Genomic DNA, 14,968 nt, shown 5'->3' on the forward strand with positions numbered 1-14,968 from the left:
CCCCTTGAGCCGCACCGACTCGGGGGCGCGCCCCTGGAGCCGCATCCAGTCGGGGGCGCGCCCGGAGCCGCGCCCCCTTGCACCGCAGGTCCTGAGCCACCCCCTTTGAGCCGCGCACCCCGACACGCGACCGGTCATCCGCGTACCCCGTCCGTCACCGGAGGTGGGTCAGGTCACATATGACCTGGTTCGCACCCCCTCCCGGCCGTGCCGGGCGTCCGGCTACCGTGGCACGGAGCCCCCTGTACTCCATCGCCCCTCGGACGGCCCGGCTGTGCTCTCTGACCTGTCCCCCCTGATCGCCGCGACGGCACGCTGGCTGACGGGCGCCTACCCGCCCGCCGGCGGCGCGCTGGCCGCCGCGCTGTGCGAGGCGCAGGCCCGGCAGGCGGTGACCGCCGCCGCCCGGCTCCGGTACCCCACCGACATCGACGCGGGCCTGGTCACCCTGGCGGGCCCCGGCGGCGCGGGCCGCCTCGACTGGATCACCGGCACGGAGCCGGACGGCGACCACCCGGCCGAGGAGTGGGCGTGGCGCACCTGGGTGGACGAGGTCGTGGCCAGCTGGGCCGCCGCGCTGCTCACCGACGCCCGTCTGGCCGCTCTGGCGGTCGCCGCGCTCGCCGACACGGACCCCGGCAGCCAGACGGCGGCCGAGTTCCGCCGGCTGCTCGCCCCCGGCGACGGCGACCGCCGCGCAGCGGCCCTGCTCCGCCACCCCGACCTGCTGGCCCCCGTGACCGAGCTGCACCGCGGGCAGCTCCTCGACCGCCTCACCCCCGGCCGGCCCCTCGCGGCCTGATCCCGCGCGCCGCGCCCGGACCGCCCCACCAGCGCCATCCCGCCGGGCGCCGGGCGGCCCAGCCCCGTCCGGCCGTCCGCTCGGGGACCCCACCCCTCAGGCGGCTCCACCGTCCGCCGGGGGACCCCACCCCTCTGGCCGGGCTCCACCGTCCCCCGGGGGACCCCACCCCTCAGGCCGGGCTCCCGGTGCCCGCCGTGGGGAAAGGCTCGGTCATGACCTTCAAGAATCCCGTGCAGCGTGGCGGCTCCCGCCGCGGCCGGTTCGAACAGTTCGCCGAGTACGCCTCGAACTTCACCAGCTCCCCGGCGTTCTTCCTCTTCTGTCTGCTGCTCATCGGCTTCTTCGTCGCCGCCCACGCCGCCCACCTGCCACTCGAACTGCTGCTGCTCGCGGGCGAGTCCATGACGGCGGTCACGCTCCTGCTGCTGGCCCTCCTGAAGAACGCCGAGATGCGCGCCGAGCACGCCGTCCAGCGCAAGCTCGACGCGATCGCGGCGGCCCTGCTGGAGGCGCACCGGGAGGAGCGGGGCCAGGCGTTCGAGGACCTGCGCAATGCGATCCGGATGGAGGAAGAGACCTGACCGAGGCGGGCGAAACGCCGACGCGGTTCTTCACTGCGCCCCGCACAGGGACGAGCATGCCGTGTCATGAACATTTTGCTCGTCGCGAGCGCGTTCAACAGTCTCTCCCAGCGCCTGTACGCCGAACTGTCGGACCACGGGCACCAGGTGGACGTCGTCCTGGCCGCGCACGGCCCCGACCCGGTCCGGACGGCCGTGCGCGAGCTGCGCCCGGACCTGATCGTCGCGCCGATGCTCAGGACCGCGCTGCCCGAGGACGTATGGCGGGAGCACACCTGCCTGATCGTCCACCCCGGCCCGCCGGGCGACCGCGGCCCCTCCTCGCTCGACTGGGCCCTCTCCGGCCGGGCGGAGCGCTGGGGCGTGACCGTGCTCCAGGCCGAGGCGGTCATGGACGCGGGCGCCATCTGGGCGGCCGAGCCGTTCACCGTCCCGCCCGTCGGCAAGAGCGACCTGTACCGCAACGAGGCGTCCGACGCCGCCGTCACCGCCGTCCTGACGGCCGTACGGCGCTACGCCGAAGGCGCCCACAAGCCGCTGCCGCAGACCGACGAGTCGGTCACCGTCGTCCGGCGCGACGTCTTCCGGCAGGAACGGCGGCGGATCGACTGGGAACGGGACGACACCGAGACGGTCCTGCGCGCACTGCGCGGCGCCGACTCCCAGCCCGGCGTCCTGGACGAACTCCTCGGCCGCGAGGTGTTCCTGCACGGCGGCCACCCCGAGGACCGGCTGCGCGGCCGCCCCGGCGCCCTGCTGGCCCAGCGCGCGGGCGCCGTCTGCCGCGCCACCCGCGACGGCGCCGTCTGGATCCCGGAACTGCGCCCCCGTAAGAACTCCGGCGACCCGGCACCCTTCCGCCGGCCGGCCGCGTGCGTACTCTCCTCCTGGCGACCCGGTCCCGCGCTCCCCGAGGACCCCGCCCCGCTGGAACTGCCGCCCGGCCGGCGCACCTGGACCGACATCCGCTACCGGCAGCAGGGCGACGTCGGCTTCCTCGCCTTCTCCTTCCCGGGCGGCGCGATGAGCACCGGCCAGTGCCGCCGGCTGCTCGCCGCCTACCGGGAGGCGCTCAGCCGGCCCACCCGCGTCCTCGTCCTCGGCGGGCCGCGCGACTTCTTCTCCAACGGCATCCACCTCAACGTCATCGAGGCGGCCCCCGACCCGGCCCAGGAGTCCTGGACCAATCTCGCCGCGATGGACGACCTGGTCGAGGCCGTGCTGCGCACCACCGACCGGCTGGTGGTGGCCGCGCTCGCCGGCAACGCCGCGGCCGGCGGCGCCATGCTCGCCCTCGCCGCCGACCAGGTGTGGTGCCGCACCGGCGTCGTCCTCAACCCGCACTACCGCCGGATGGGCCTGTACGGCTCGGAGTTCTGGACCTACACCCTGCCGCGCCGCGTCGGCGCGGAGCGGGCCGGCCGGCTGACGGCCGAGGCACTGCCGGTCAGCTCGGCGACCGCCCACCGGATCGGACTCGTGGACCGGCTGGTGCCCGCCGCACCCCAGGACTTCGCGGCCGAGGTCGGCCGGCTGGCCACCGACCTCGCCGCCACCGCCGGCCTGGACCGCCTCCTCGCCGAGAAGGCCGCGGCCCGCACGGCCGACGAACACGAGCGGCCCCTCGCCCGCTACCGGGAGGACGAACTGGCCCGCATGCACGCCGTCTTCTTCGACCCGGAGGCCCCCTACCACGCCCTGCGCGCCGCCTTCGTGCGCAAGACACCGGGCGCCTCACCCCGGCCCCTCGCCCCGGCCGGCAGAGACCTCCGGTGACGCCGCGACTGCTGGTGGCCGGCGTCGGGAACATCTTCCTCGCCGACGACGCCTTCGGCCCCGAGGTGATCCGCGCCCTCGAAGACCGCCCCCTGCCGCCCGGGGTACACGTCCGCGACTACGGCATCCGCGGCATGGACCTCGCCTACGACCTGCTGTCCGGCTACGCCACCGCCGTCCTGGTCGACGCGGCCCCGCGCGGCCACCGCCCCGGCACCCTCTCCCTGATCGAGGCCGAGCCCCCCGACGGCACCGTCCCGCCCGAGGCCCACGGCATGGACCCGGCGAAGGTGCTGGCCCTGGCCACCCACCTGGGCGACGAGCCACTGCCCCGGGTCCTCGTCCTGGCCTGCGAACCCGCCGTCCTGCCGAGCGACGACGACCTCCTGCCGGGACTCAGCACGACGGTGCGTGAAGCCGTCGGCCGGGCCGTGGACGCGCTGCACACGCTCCTGCCCGCGCTGCTCGACGACCCCGCCGCGCCGCTGCCCCCGTTGGGCCGCCCGGTGGAATCCGGGCCCCCGCACACGGCTGCGCTGCCCGGTGCCGCGCCCGGCGGCGCCGAAGATCGGTGAGACCCCGGGCCGCACGGAAGGCGGCCCGGGCTCCGTCACCTATCCGAGGAGCAGCGCCCATGTGCGGGTCCGACGTCAGACAGGCCGTCCTGGCGAAGAACGACGACCTGGCCGCGACCCTGCGCGGCGAGCTCGCCCGGCAGGGGGTGACCGTGGTCAACCTGCTGTCCAGTCCCGGCAGCGGCAAGACGGAGCTGCTCGGCCGGGTCCTGGCCCGGGCGGTGGAGCAGGGCGTCCCGGTGGCCGCCCTCACCGCCGACCTGGCCACCGAGAACGACGCCACCCGGCTGGCCCGCTCCGGCGCCCCCGTCCGGCAGCTGCTCACCGACGGCCTGTGCCACCTGGAGGCCCGCCAGGTCGGCGCCGGCCTCGAGGACTGGCTGCCGCCGCAGACCTCCGTCCTCTTCGTGGAGAACGTCGGCAACCTGGTCTGCCCGGCCTCCTACGACCTCGGGGAGACCCTGCGGATCGTGCTGATGGCCGTCACCGAGGGCGAGGACAAGCCGCTGAAATACCCCACCGCGTTCGGCTCCGCCCATCTGGTCGTCATCACCAAGACCGACCTCGCCGGACCGGCCGGCTTCGACGAGAGCCTCTTCCACGAGAACGTGCACCGGGTCAACCCGGGCGTGGAGATCGTACGTTCCTGCGCCCGCACCGGCGCCGGCGTCGGCACCCTGCTGGAGCGCGCCCTCGCCGCCCGCGACGGCGCCCCGGCGCACCGGCCGCCCCTCGCCCCGCACCCGCACGGCCACCACCACGCCCCGAGCGCACCCGTAGCATGACCGCCCCCGCCGCCGGACGGGTCCGCCGTCGGCTCACCGTGCGCGGCACCGTCCAGGGCGTCGGCTTCCGCCCGCACGTGCACCGCCTCGCCACCGCGACCGGCCTGAGCGGATTCGTCGGCAACACCGGCGACGGCGTGCTCATCGAGATCGAGGGCCCGGCGGACGAGGTGGACCGCTTCTGCGCGGTACTGGCCGCTCAGCCGCCGCCGCTGGCCACCGTCACCTCGGTCGACGGCGTCCACCTGCCCGCCACCGGCGAGAACGGCCCGTTCACCATCCGCTCCACCGAGCGGGCCCCCGGACGCACCCAGCTGCCGCCCGACACCGCGACCTGCGCCGACTGCCTGCGCGAACTGGCCGCCCCCGGCGACCGCCGCCACCGCCACCCCTTCGCCACCTGCACCCACTGCGGCCCCCGCTTCACCATCGCCACCGGCATGCCCTACGACCGGGCGGCCACCACCATGGCCGGATTCCCGATGTGCCCCGCCTGCGCCCACGAGTACGGCGACCCGGCCGACCGGCGCTTCCACGCCCAGCCCGTCGCCTGCCCCGACTGCGGGCCCCGCCTCGCCCTCACCCCGGCCGAGGACCTCGGGATCCGCCCGGCCCGGGACGCGGAGGCGCTCGCGACGGCACGGGCGCTGCTCGCCGCCGGGCGGATCGTCGCCGTCAAGGGCGTCGGCGGCTACCACCTGGCCTGCGACGCCACCGACCCCCGCGCGGTCACCACCCTGCGCGACCGCAAGGAGCGGGGGGAGAAGGCGTTCGCGGTGATGTGCGCCGACCTGGCCACAGCGGAGCGGATCGCCCCCCTCTCCGACGCGGAACGCGCCGCCCTCACCGCCGCCCGCCGCCCCATCGTCCTGCTGCGCCGCCGCACCACCCCGGACGGCCTCCGCCTCGCCGACCAGGTCTGTCCGGGCAGCCCGTACATCGGCCTGCTGCTGCCCTACACCCCGGTCCACACCCTGCTGTTCGGACTGCCCGGTGATCCCCCCGGCCCCCGGGCGCTGGTCATGACCAGCGGCAACCGCTCCGGCGAGCCCATCGTCACCGACGACGCCGAGGCACTGACCCGGCTGGCCGGACTCGCCGACGCCTGGCTCGGCCACGACCGGCCCATCGCCGCCTTCTGCGACGACTCGCTGCTCCGGGTCCGCGCCGACGGCACCGAACAGGTGCTGCGCCGCTCCCGCGGATACGTCCCCCGCCCACTGCGCCTGCCGCGCCCGGTGCACCCCACGCTCGCCGTCGGCGGAGACCTCAAGAACGTGCCCTGCCTCGGCGAGGGCGAGCACGCCTGGCTCGGCCCGCACGTCGGCGACATGGGCGAGCTGGCCACCCTGGAGGCCGCGGAACGCGCCGAACGGCACCTGGCCCGCCTCACCGGCGTCACCCCGCGCCGGGTGGCGGCCGACCGGCACCCCGGCTACCACTCGGTGCGGCGCGCCCGCGCCCGCGCCATCGGACTGGGGCTGCGCGCACCGGTGCTCGTCCAGCACCACCACGCCCACATCGCCTCCGCGATGGCCGAGCACGGACTCGACGGCACCACACCCGTGATCGGCGTGGCCTTCGACGGCACCGGTCACGGCGACGACGGCACGGTGTGGGGCGGGGAGGTCCTGCTCGCCGACTACGGCCGGTACCGGCGCTTCGCCCACCTGGTCCCCGCCCCGCTGCCGGGCGGCGACGCCGGCGTGGCCAACCCGTGCCGGCTGGCCCTGGCCCGGCTGTGGGCGGCGGGACTGCCCTGGACGCCGCTGCTGCCGAGCGTCACCGCCTGCTCGGACACCGAACGCGCGGTCCTGCGCCGGCAACTGGAACGCCAGGTGGCGTGTGTGCCCACCTCCAGCATGGGCCGGCTCTTCGACGCGGTGTCCTCGCTCGTGGGCGTGTGCCACCGGGCGGGCTACGAGGCGCAGGCCGCGGCGGAACTGGAGGCGGCCGCGCTGGAGGCCGACGGCTCCGACACCGTGGCGTACCCCTTCGGCCTCGGCGGCGGGGACAGCCTCGGCTGTGACCCCGCGCCGATGCTCACGGCCCTTCTGCACGACCAGGCCCGCGGCACCCCCGTCCCGCTGCTCGCGGCCCGCTTCCACCGGGGAGTGGCGCGGGCCGTCACGGAGATCTGCCACCGCGCCCGCACCGCGACCGGCCTGGCCACCGTCGCCCTCACCGGCGGCGTCTTCGCCAACGCCCTGCTGGAGCAGGAGTGCGCCGTCCGGCTCGCCGGGGACGGCTTCACGGTCCTGCGGCACGGCGAGGTCCCCCCGAACGACGGGGGACTGGCACTCGGCCAGCTGATGGTCGCCGGAACAGCCCACCACCACGAGACGGAGTGACCCATGTGTCTGGCAGTGCCCGGCAAGGTCGTGTCCATCGACCAGCGCGCCGACCCCCTCACCGGGCTGATCGACTTCGGCGGAGTGCAGAAACAGGCGTGCCTGGAGTACCTGCCCGACGTCCAGGTGGGGGAGTACGTCATCGTCCACGTCGGGTTCGCGCTGCAGCGCCTCGACGAGGAGTCGGCCCGGGCGTCCCTGGAGCTGTTCGAGCAACTGGGGTTGCTCGAAGAGGAGTTCGGCGACGCCTGGGAACAGGCCGCCCGGCAGGAGAACGGAAGTGACGTCCGGTGAAGTACATCGACGAGTTCAACGACCCCGCACTGGCCCGCCGGCTGCTGGACGAGATCCGGGCCACCGCCACCCGGCCCTGGGCGCTGATGGAGGTCTGCGGCGGCCAGACGCACTCCATCATCCGCCACGGCATCGACCAGCTGCTCCCGGAACAGGTGGAGCTGATCCACGGCCCCGGCTGCCCGGTGTGCGTGACGCCGCTGGAGGTCATCGACAAGGCCCTGGAGATCGCCGCCCGCCCCGACGTGATCTTCTGCTCCTTCGGCGACATGCTGCGCGTACCGGGCACCGACCGCGACCTGTTCCGGGTCAAGGGCGAGGGCGGTGACGTCCGCGTGGTGTACTCACCGCTCGACGCGCTCGACCTGGCCCGCCGGAACCCCGGCCGCCAGGTCGTGTTCTTCGCGATCGGCTTCGAGACCACCGCGCCCGCCAACGCCATGGCCGTGCACCAGGCCCGCCGCCTCGGCCTGGACAACTTCAGCCTGCTGGTGTCCCACGTGCGCGTCCCCCCGGCGATCGAGGCCATCATGTCGGCCCCCCGCTGCCGGGTGCAGGGCTTCCTCGCCGCCGGCCACGTGTGCAGCGTGATGGGCACCGCCGAGTACCCGGACCTGGCCGCGAAGCACCGCGTGCCGATCGTGGTGACGGGTTTCGAGCCGCTCGACATCCTGGAGGGCATCCGCCGCGCCGTCCACCAGCTGGAACGCGGCGAACACCGGGTGGAGAACGCCTACCCCAGGGCCGTGCGCGACCGGGGCAACCCGGCGGCCCTGCGCATGCTGGAGGAGGTGTTCGAGGTCGCCGACCGCAACTGGCGCGGCATCGGCCCCATCCCGGCCAGCGGCTGGCGGCTGACCGACGCCTTCCGCGCCTACGACGCCGAGCACCGCTTCGACGTCACCGGCATCCGCACCGAGGAGCCCGCCGTGTGCCGGGCCGGCGAGGTCCTGCAAGGGCTGATCAAGCCCACCGAGTGCGAGGCGTTCGGCACGGCCTGCACCCCGCGCACCCCGCTCGGCGCCACCATGGTCTCCAACGAGGGCGCCTGCGCCGCCTACTACCTCTACCGCCGCATGACCGACGGCCCGGCCCGGCAGGGATCCCGTGTCCCCCGCGAGGAGATGAACCCCGTTGGCTGATCTCGCCACCGAAGCGGTGGAGGCGACCGGACCGGTCGCCGACCCCGCGAACTGGACCTGTCCCGCCCCCCTGCGCGACCAGCCGGTCGTCGTCATGGGCCACGGCGGCGGCGGCGCCCTGTCCGCCGAACTGATCGAGCAGGTCTTCGCCCCCGCCTACGGCAACCCCACGCTCGCCGCCCTCACCGACTCCGCCGTCCTCGGCCTGGGCGGCACCCGGCTGGCCTTCTCCACCGACTCCTACGTCGTACGGCCGCTGTTCTTCCCCGGCGGCAGCGTCGGTGACCTGGCCGTCAACGGCACCGTCAACGACCTGGCGATGAGCGGCGCCCGGCCCGCGTACCTCTCCACCGCCTTCATCCTCGAGGAGGGCGTGGAACTGGCCGTCGTGGAACGCGTCGCGTGGGCCGTCGGCGCGGCGGCCGAGGCGGCGGGCGTCACCGTCGCCACCGGCGACACCAAGGTCGTGGAGTCCGGGCACGGCGACGGCGTCTACATCACCACCGCGGGCGTCGGTCTCGTGCCCGACGGTGTCGACATCCGCCCGCAGCGGGCCCGGCCGGGCGACGCCGTCATCGTCAGCGGGCCCATCGGCCTGCACGGGGTGGCGGTCATGAGCGTGCGCGAGGGCCTGGAGTTCGGAGTGGAGATCGCCTCCGACACCGCACCCCTGGCGGACCTCGTGGCCACCATGCTGGCGGTCACCAAGGACATCCACGTCCTGCGCGACCCCACCCGCGGCGGCCTCGGCGCGTCCCTCAACGAGATCGCCCGAGCCTCCGGTACCGGTGTCCGGCTGCGCGAGCGGGCCGTCCCGGTCCCCGACGAGGTCGCGAACGCCTGCGGCTTCCTCGGCCTGGACCCGCTGTACGTCGCCAACGAGGGCCGGCTCGTCGCCTTCGTGCCCGCCGGGCACGCCGACGCCGTGCTGGCGGCGATGCACGCCCACCCGCAGGGCGCCGGAGCCGCCCTGATCGGCGAGTGCGTGGCCGACCACCCGGGCATGGTGGTCGTCGCCACCGGACTCGGCGGCACCCGGGTGCTCGACCTGCCGCTGGGCGAGCAGCTGCCGCGCATCTGCTGACCCCTCCCCGGACGACGTGATCGGCCCCGCCGCGCAGGCGGGGCCGATCACGTCGTCCGGCTCAGGTCTCGACGCCGGTGATCTCCAGCTCGCGTCCCCTGCGCAGCTCCCGGGACGGCCGGTCGCAGCGCGGACACCAGAAGAACGGCGGCATGCCGACCGCGAACTCCTCGGCGCACTGTCCGCACCAGGCGTGCGCGGGCACCTGCTCCACCACGAGCCGGGCGGCCGCGAGGGCCGTACCGTCGCGGGCCACCTCGAAGGCGAAGTGCAGCGCGTCGGGCACCACACCCGCGAGCTCTCCGACGCGGACGGTCACCGACGCGACACCGTCGGCGCCGTCCGCGCGGGCGATCTCCCCGGCCTGCTCCACGATCGCGGTCGCGATCGACAGCTCGTGCACGCCGGCCTCAGGGGTACCGGTGGTGGGCGCGCAGCCCCCCGGTCATCCGGTAGATCCGCAACTCACGGACCATGCCCGGGAGTTCCTTGACGATCAGGGCCGCGACCACGCTGCCCGCCAGCGCGCCCTGCGCCGCCAGCAGCCGCCGTCCCGACATACCCCGCCGCGCGGTCCTTCTTCTTCGACCGACCGTGTTCACCGCGTTCATGGCCTTCATGGCGTCACTTCCCGCTCTCTCATCCCGGTGAGATGTTCGGCATGTCCTTCACCAGGGCGTCATGCCGTTTCCAGTGGATACCGGTGGAGCGGCGCGCGTCGGAGGTGCCGTCCTGGTGATGTCCGGTCTGGTGCTTGTAGGGACCCTTGTTGCCCTGGTGCAGTCCGCGCACGTGGGAGGGGGTGTCGGGCCTGGCCTGGGGCCGGCCCACCCGGATGCTTCCCATGTCCGATCTCCTTTCGGTCCTCACGACCGCTCGGTCAGCTCCCTGAAGAACTGTTCTACGGCCGGCCAGACCCGGCCGCCACCGGAGAGCCCCTGCCACTCGCGGCGCACCAGGGCGGTCATCCGGAAGCAGTCGTCGACCGGCACGATCCAGTGTTCGTCCAGCCCGCGCACGGTGTTCACCAGCAGCGCCTCCACATCCGGTGTCATGGCGGCCAGCTGCGGCACCGCGGCGGCCAGCCGCCGCCAGGCCGCCGCGTCCACCTCCCAGCGCATCGCCCCGGCCGGACTCGGTCCCTGCGCGGTGACCGTGCCGTCGGCGCGCGGCACGAAGAACACCAGCCCCACCGGCACACCCAGCACCCCGGTGTCGACCGGGGGCAGGCGCAGCCGGCGCCGGGGCACGAGCCGGTAGCGGCCCTCGCCCGCCCCGTCGTCGGCGAACAGCACCGAGCAGGGCCGGCACACGCACCGCACCTCGGCGGCACCGGTGTCGTACAGGTGGGGATGCTCCTCGCTCACGTGGGCGGCACACAGCTCGCAGCGCTCGGTCCCAGCCCGCTCGGCACGGTCGGCGGTGGAGCGGATCACCCGGGCGAGCGCGCCGTCCACGCTCACCGCGCCTCCTCGGGCAGGGCCCGGCGCCTGATCGTGCTCAGCGGTACGAACGCCGGGGCCGCCCTGCGCTCCTCGGCGACCGCCTCGACCGACTCCAGTTCCGGGGCCACGGCGAGGACGGCGGCCCGCACGGCGTCGACGACGCCCGCCGACCCGCCGCCGCATCCCGAACCGCAGCCGCCCCCGCTGTCCAGCCGGACGCGGGCCACCTGCCCCTCGACGCCGGCCCACACCAGGTCGCCGCCGCGCTCGCGCACCGCGGGCCGCAGCTTCGCGACCGCGCGTTCGGCCCGCCGCTCGGGCGGCTCGGGGTGGATGTCGTGCAGCACCAGCAGGTGACCGAGCAGCTCGTCCTCCGCCAGGATCTCCCGCAGCGGCTGCGCCGCGTGGTCCAGCACCCGGGCGAGCGCCTCGCCGTAGACCTCGGTCAGCAGCCGTACCGCCTCCAGGGCCGGTCCGGGCGCGGACTCCAGACCCGCCAGCACCTCGTCGAGGCGGGCGAGCCGCGCCTCCACCGCCTGGTCCGCCAGCCGTGCCGCGGTGTCAGCCATGGTCGGCTCCGTACGTCGGCGAGTGCACGGTGGTCAGCGTCTTGCCCTTGCCCATGTACATGTGGACGCCGCACGGCAGACAGGGGTCGAAGCTGCGGACCGTGCGCATGATGTCGACGCCCTTGAAGTCGTCTGGCCCGTTCTCCTCGAAGATCGGCTGGCCCTGGACGGCGTCCTCGTACGGGCCCGGGGTGCCGTAGATGTCGCGGGGGCTGGCGTTCCACGGGGTGGGCGGGTACGGGTGGTAGTTGGCGATCTTCTTGTCCCGGATCACCAGGTGGTGCGAGAGGACACCGCGTACGGCCTCGTGGAAGCCGCAGCCGATCGCCTCGTCCGGCACCTCGAAGTTCTCGTACACCTTGGTGTCGCCGCTCCTGAGCATGCCCATGGCCTCCTCCAGGAACTGCAGGGCCATGGCGGCGGCGTAGGCGATGAAGTACGGCCGGGCGCGGTCCCGCTCCAGGGTGTTGCTCCACTTGGGGATGCGCCACTCCAGGGTGGTCTCCGGCAGCTTCTCCCCCTTGGGCAGGGTGATGCGGATGCCGCCGCCGGTCGTCTTCACGTACGGCGTGTCGACCAGGCCGCTCAGGGCGGTCGACCAGAGCCGGGCGAGGGGACCGCCGCCGGTGTCCAGGGCGAGGTGGTCACCGGTGTCCGGGTGGTACCAGCGGGGGCTCATCACCCAGCTGTAGTTGCCCTCGAAGTCCCGCTTCTGCGGCACCGGCACGGTGGTCTGGTTCCACGGGTGGCGCATGTCGACCGGGTTGCCGAGCGGGTCGTGGGTGACGAAGGGGTCCTCGTTCACCCAGTCCTCGTAGAACGAGCTGCCCAGCATGATGCGCAGGCCGAGGTTGATGTCGACGAGGTTGTTGGTGACCAGCTTGCCGTCCACGATGATGCCCGGGGTGACGTACATCGCCTTGCCCCACTCGTTCATCGTCGCGTACCGGTAGTCGACGACGTCCGGGTTCTGGAAGGCGCCCCAGCAGCCCAGCAGGATGCGGCGTCGGCCGACCTCCTCGTAACCCGGCAGGGCCTCGTAGAAGAAGTCGAAGACGTCGTCGTTCATCGCCACCGCCTTCTTGATGAAGTCGATGACCCGCATCAGACGGCTGAGGTAGTCGGTGAAGACGCTCGGCTGCGGCATCGTGCCGACCCCGCCCGGGTACAGCGTGGAGGGGTGCACGTGCCGCCCCTCCATGAGGCAGAACATCTCCCGGGTGATCCTGCTGACCTTCAGCGCCTCCTTGTAGACCTCGCCCTCGAAGGGGTTGAAGGCCTTCATGACGTCGGCGATGGTCCGGTAGCCGTGGATGTCGCCGCGGGGCGCGTCGGTGCGCTCGGCGCGGGCCAGGACACCGGGGTTGGTGGCCTTGACCATCGCCTCGCAGAAGTCCACGAAGACCAGGTTGTCCTGGAAGATGGTGTGGTCGAAGATGTACTCCGCCGCCTCGCCCAGGTTGGTGATGTGCTCGGCGAGCTTCGGCGGCTTGACGCCGTAGGCCATCTGCTGGGCGTAGTTGGAGCAGGTGGTGTGGTTGTCGCCGCAGATGCCGCAGATCCGCGAGGTGATGAACCCGGCGTCCCGTGGGTCCTTGCCCTTCATGAACACCGAGTAGCCGCGGAACAGCGACGAGGTGCTGTGGCACTCCACGACTTCCTGGTTGGCGAAGTCGATCTTCGTGTAGATCCCCAGGTTGCCGATGATCCGGGTGATCGGATCCCACGACATGTCCACGAGCTGGGCGGGTTTGCGTCCTGCGGACCGGGACTCGGTGGTGGTCATCTGCGGTGCTGCCCCTCGCTGTTCGGGTTCGGCTGATGGATGGCGGGATGCGGGACGGGCGCGGGCGCCGGGGGCGTCACGCGCGCCAGTGCGGGTCGTAACCGCTGGTCAGCTTGCGCTTGTTGTGGCGCCACTTGGGCTCGTGGTTCACCATGTCGTTGGTCAGGCCGCGCAGCCGGCGGATGACCGCCCCGTACGGCCTGATCACCATCGTCGACAGCGTGCCGCCGGGGGGCTCGTCCATGAACGGCATGAAGGCGTCGGGGAAGCTCGGCATCGTGCAGCCGATGCAGATGCCGCCGACGTTCGGGCAGCCGCCGATGCCGGCCATCCAGCCGCGCTTGGGCACGTTGCAGTTGACGACCGGACCCCAGCAGCCGACCTTCACCTGGCACTTGGGGGAGTTGTAGTCCCTCGCGAAGTCACCCTGCTCGTAGTAGGAGCCCCGGTCGCAGCCCTCGTGCACGGTCTTGCCGAACAGCCACTGCGGACGCAGCATGTGGTCCAGCGGCGGCGGGGGAGCGGCACCGGCGGCGTGCTGGAGCACCCAGACCAGGGTCTCCATGAAGTTCTCCGGCTGGATCGGACAGCCGGGCACGTTGACCACCGGCAGACCCGAGCGCGCCTTGAACTCCCAGCCCAGGTAGTCCGCGAGACCCATGCAACCGGTCGGGTTGCCCGCCATGGCGTGGATACCGCCGAACGTCGCACAGGTACCGGCCGCGACCACCGCCCATGCCCTGGGCGCCAGCTGGTCGATCCACTCGTTCAGTGTCTGGGGTTCGCCCGTCTCCGGGTCGTTGCCGAACGACGTCCAGTAGCCGTCGCCCTCGATGATGTTCTGGTTCGGGATCGAGCCCTCGATGACGAGGATGAACGGCTCCAGCTCCCCGCGTGCCGCCGCCCGGTAGGGAGCGAGGAAGTCCTCGCCGCCCAGGCTCGGCGAGAGCACCTTGTTGACGAGGTTCACCTTCGGCAGTCCCGGGATGAGCCCGAGCACCACGTCCTCGATGGACGGCTGGTCAGCGGCGGTCAGCGACACCGTGTCGCCGTCGCAGCTCATGCCCTCCGAGATCCAGAGGATGGTGATCTCGTCGAACCCCTGCCGGGCCTCGGCCCTGGAGGGCTCGCCGCCGACTTCGGTGGTACCGCTCTGCGTGGTCATCTCTGGCCTCCGTTGCAGCCGGGTCTCGAAAACCGTTCAGGCCGCGGCCGACGGGGCCGCGAGGGTCGGTGCGGGGGGTTCGCCGGGGACGGGGGCCGGCCGCCGGTGGCCGGCGGTCCCCTCAGGCGTGGGCATCGGACCGTCCCTTCTCGGGACGGTCGGCCGGACGCGCGGGCCGGGGGGACCGCGGCCGGGCCGGGCCGCCCGGGTCCGGTGCGTCCGCCACGGCGAGCGGTTCGACCTCGTCGGGGCGGAAGTAGTGGAACCGGCCGTACCAGCCGTGCAGTTCGGCGGCGGGGTCGTCGTCCACGGTGACGGCCAGGTGGACACTGCCGTCCACGTCGTGGAAGAGCGCGGAGACCCGCGCGGACCGCCCGGCCAGGAACATGTCCTGGGCGTCGGCGCCCCGGACGCGCGGGCGCAGCCGCACCCGGCTGCCGCCGCCCACGGGCACCCCGTCGACCAGCACGGTGTCCGTCGTGGGGAAGAGCCCGTCGTCACCGCCCTCCTGCCACCAGGCCGGCCGGCCGGAGGCTGGCGCCTGGGCCGGGGTCTGAGTAGGGGTCTGAGCGGGCGCCTGAGCCGGGGGCTGGGCCGGGGTCTGAGCGGG

General features: G+C 73.7%; 16 protein-coding genes and 1 pseudogene. 9 read left to right on the forward strand and 8 right to left on the reverse strand.

Annotation, left to right across the window (positions count from 1 at the left end):
* Positions 1-274: 274 nt before the first annotated feature.
* From GT045_RS31465 to hypE, 9 genes are all read left to right on the forward strand, one after another.
* Positions 275-802, forward strand: coding sequence for a hypothetical protein (locus GT045_RS31465; protein WP_161336265.1), 528 nt, complete (start codon positions 275-277; stop codon positions 800-802).
* Between the two features lie 215 nt (positions 803-1,017).
* Positions 1,018-1,386, forward strand: coding sequence for a hypothetical protein (locus tag GT045_RS31470; RefSeq protein WP_161288484.1), 369 nt, complete (start codon positions 1,018-1,020; stop codon positions 1,384-1,386).
* Between the two features lie 66 nt (positions 1,387-1,452).
* Complete coding sequence (locus GT045_RS31475; RefSeq protein ID WP_161336266.1) at positions 1,453-3,162, forward strand: hydrogenase maturation protein; 1,710 nt, start codon at positions 1,453-1,455, stop codon at positions 3,160-3,162.
* On the forward strand, positions 3,159-3,737 hold the full coding sequence (locus GT045_RS31480; protein ID WP_161298315.1) for a hydrogenase maturation protease: 579 nt from the start codon (positions 3,159-3,161) through the stop codon (positions 3,735-3,737). The genes GT045_RS31475 and GT045_RS31480 overlap by 4 nt, the downstream gene beginning before the upstream one ends.
* A 59-nt stretch (positions 3,738-3,796) precedes the next feature.
* Entirely contained in the window at positions 3,797-4,522 is a 726-nt protein-coding gene (gene hypB, locus GT045_RS31485; protein WP_161336267.1) for a hydrogenase nickel incorporation protein HypB, read from the forward strand.
* On the forward strand, positions 4,519-6,873 hold the full coding sequence (gene hypF, locus GT045_RS31490) for a carbamoyltransferase HypF (protein ID WP_161336268.1): 2,355 nt from the start codon (positions 4,519-4,521) through the stop codon (positions 6,871-6,873). The genes hypB and hypF overlap by 4 nt, the downstream gene beginning before the upstream one ends.
* 3 nt (positions 6,874-6,876) lie before the next feature.
* On the forward strand, positions 6,877-7,167 hold the full coding sequence (locus GT045_RS31495; protein WP_161291923.1) for a HypC/HybG/HupF family hydrogenase formation chaperone: 291 nt from the start codon (positions 6,877-6,879) through the stop codon (positions 7,165-7,167).
* Positions 7,164-8,309: a hydrogenase formation protein HypD gene (gene hypD / locus GT045_RS31500; RefSeq protein WP_161291925.1), complete on the forward strand. Its 1,146-nt coding sequence runs from the start codon at positions 7,164-7,166 to the stop codon at positions 8,307-8,309. The genes GT045_RS31495 and hypD overlap by 4 nt, the downstream gene beginning before the upstream one ends.
* Positions 8,302-9,393, forward strand: coding sequence for a hydrogenase expression/formation protein HypE (gene hypE, locus GT045_RS31505; RefSeq protein WP_161291927.1), 1,092 nt, complete (start codon positions 8,302-8,304; stop codon positions 9,391-9,393). The genes hypD and hypE overlap by 8 nt, the downstream gene beginning before the upstream one ends.
* A 61-nt stretch (positions 9,394-9,454) precedes the next feature.
* On the opposite strand, the gene hypA is transcribed toward hypE, so the two are convergent.
* The 8 genes and pseudogenes from hypA to GT045_RS31540 form a co-directional block, all read right to left on the reverse strand.
* Positions 9,455-9,796, reverse strand: a complete 342-nt coding sequence (hypA, locus tag GT045_RS31510) for a hydrogenase maturation nickel metallochaperone HypA (RefSeq protein ID WP_161291929.1) — start codon at positions 9,794-9,796, stop codon at positions 9,455-9,457.
* Between the two features lie 7 nt (positions 9,797-9,803).
* Complete coding sequence (locus GT045_RS39195) at positions 9,804-10,013, reverse strand: hypothetical protein (protein ID WP_202515706.1); 210 nt, start codon at positions 10,011-10,013, stop codon at positions 9,804-9,806.
* Between the two features lie 19 nt (positions 10,014-10,032).
* Positions 10,033-10,239, reverse strand: a complete 207-nt coding sequence (locus tag GT045_RS31515; protein WP_161291931.1) for a hypothetical protein — start codon at positions 10,237-10,239, stop codon at positions 10,033-10,035.
* 20 nt (positions 10,240-10,259) lie between these two features.
* Positions 10,260-10,856 carry a DUF5947 family protein gene (locus GT045_RS31520; RefSeq protein WP_161336269.1) on the reverse strand — a complete coding sequence of 199 codons (597 nt, stop codon included), beginning with the start codon at positions 10,854-10,856 and terminating at the stop codon, positions 10,260-10,262.
* Positions 10,853-11,407, reverse strand: a complete 555-nt coding sequence (locus GT045_RS31525; protein ID WP_161336270.1) for a NifU family protein — start codon at positions 11,405-11,407, stop codon at positions 10,853-10,855. The genes GT045_RS31520 and GT045_RS31525 overlap by 4 nt, the downstream gene beginning before the upstream one ends.
* Entirely contained in the window at positions 11,400-13,193 is a 1,794-nt protein-coding gene (locus GT045_RS31530) for a nickel-dependent hydrogenase large subunit (RefSeq protein ID WP_161336271.1), read from the reverse strand. Before GT045_RS31530 ends, GT045_RS31525 begins: the two co-directional genes overlap by 8 nt.
* Before the next feature lie 76 nt (positions 13,194-13,269).
* Positions 13,270-14,358, reverse strand: a complete 1,089-nt coding sequence (locus GT045_RS31535; protein WP_161336272.1) for a hydrogenase expression protein HypE — start codon at positions 14,356-14,358, stop codon at positions 13,270-13,272.
* Between the two features lie 121 nt (positions 14,359-14,479).
* A pseudogene (locus GT045_RS31540) lies at positions 14,480-14,968 on the reverse strand (hypothetical protein); the annotation flags it as partial.

This window comes from Streptomyces sp. SID486, from assembly GCF_009865385.1.
Lineage (GTDB): Bacteria > Actinomycetota > Actinomycetes > Streptomycetales > Streptomycetaceae > Streptomyces.

Bases quoted from the DNA above. Each gene is read 5' to 3' on its own strand.
- GT045_RS31470 (WP_161288484.1), top strand. From the start codon at position 1,018: ATGACCTTCAAGAATCCCGTGCAGCGTGGCGGCTCCCGCCGCGGCCGG.
- GT045_RS31475 (WP_161336266.1), top strand. From the start codon at position 1,453: ATGAACATTTTGCTCGTCGCGAGCGCGTTCAACAGTCTCTCCCAGCGC.
- hypB (WP_161336267.1), top strand. From the start codon at position 3,797: ATGTGCGGGTCCGACGTCAGACAGGCCGTCCTGGCGAAGAACGACGAC.
- hypF (WP_161336268.1), top strand. From the start codon at position 4,519: ATGACCGCCCCCGCCGCCGGACGGGTCCGCCGTCGGCTCACCGTGCGC.
- GT045_RS31495 (WP_161291923.1), top strand. From the start codon at position 6,877: ATGTGTCTGGCAGTGCCCGGCAAGGTCGTGTCCATCGACCAGCGCGCC.
- GT045_RS39195 (WP_202515706.1), bottom strand. From the start codon at position 10,013: ATGAAGGCCATGAACGCGGTGAACACGGTCGGTCGAAGAAGAAGGACC.
- GT045_RS31515 (WP_161291931.1), bottom strand. From the start codon at position 10,239: ATGGGAAGCATCCGGGTGGGCCGGCCCCAGGCCAGGCCCGACACCCCC.
- GT045_RS31525 (WP_161336270.1), bottom strand. From the start codon at position 11,407: ATGGCTGACACCGCGGCACGGCTGGCGGACCAGGCGGTGGAGGCGCGG.
- GT045_RS31530 (WP_161336271.1), bottom strand. From the start codon at position 13,193: ATGACCACCACCGAGTCCCGGTCCGCAGGACGCAAACCCGCCCAGCTC.
- GT045_RS31535 (WP_161336272.1), bottom strand. From the start codon at position 14,358: ATGACCACGCAGAGCGGTACCACCGAAGTCGGCGGCGAGCCCTCCAGG.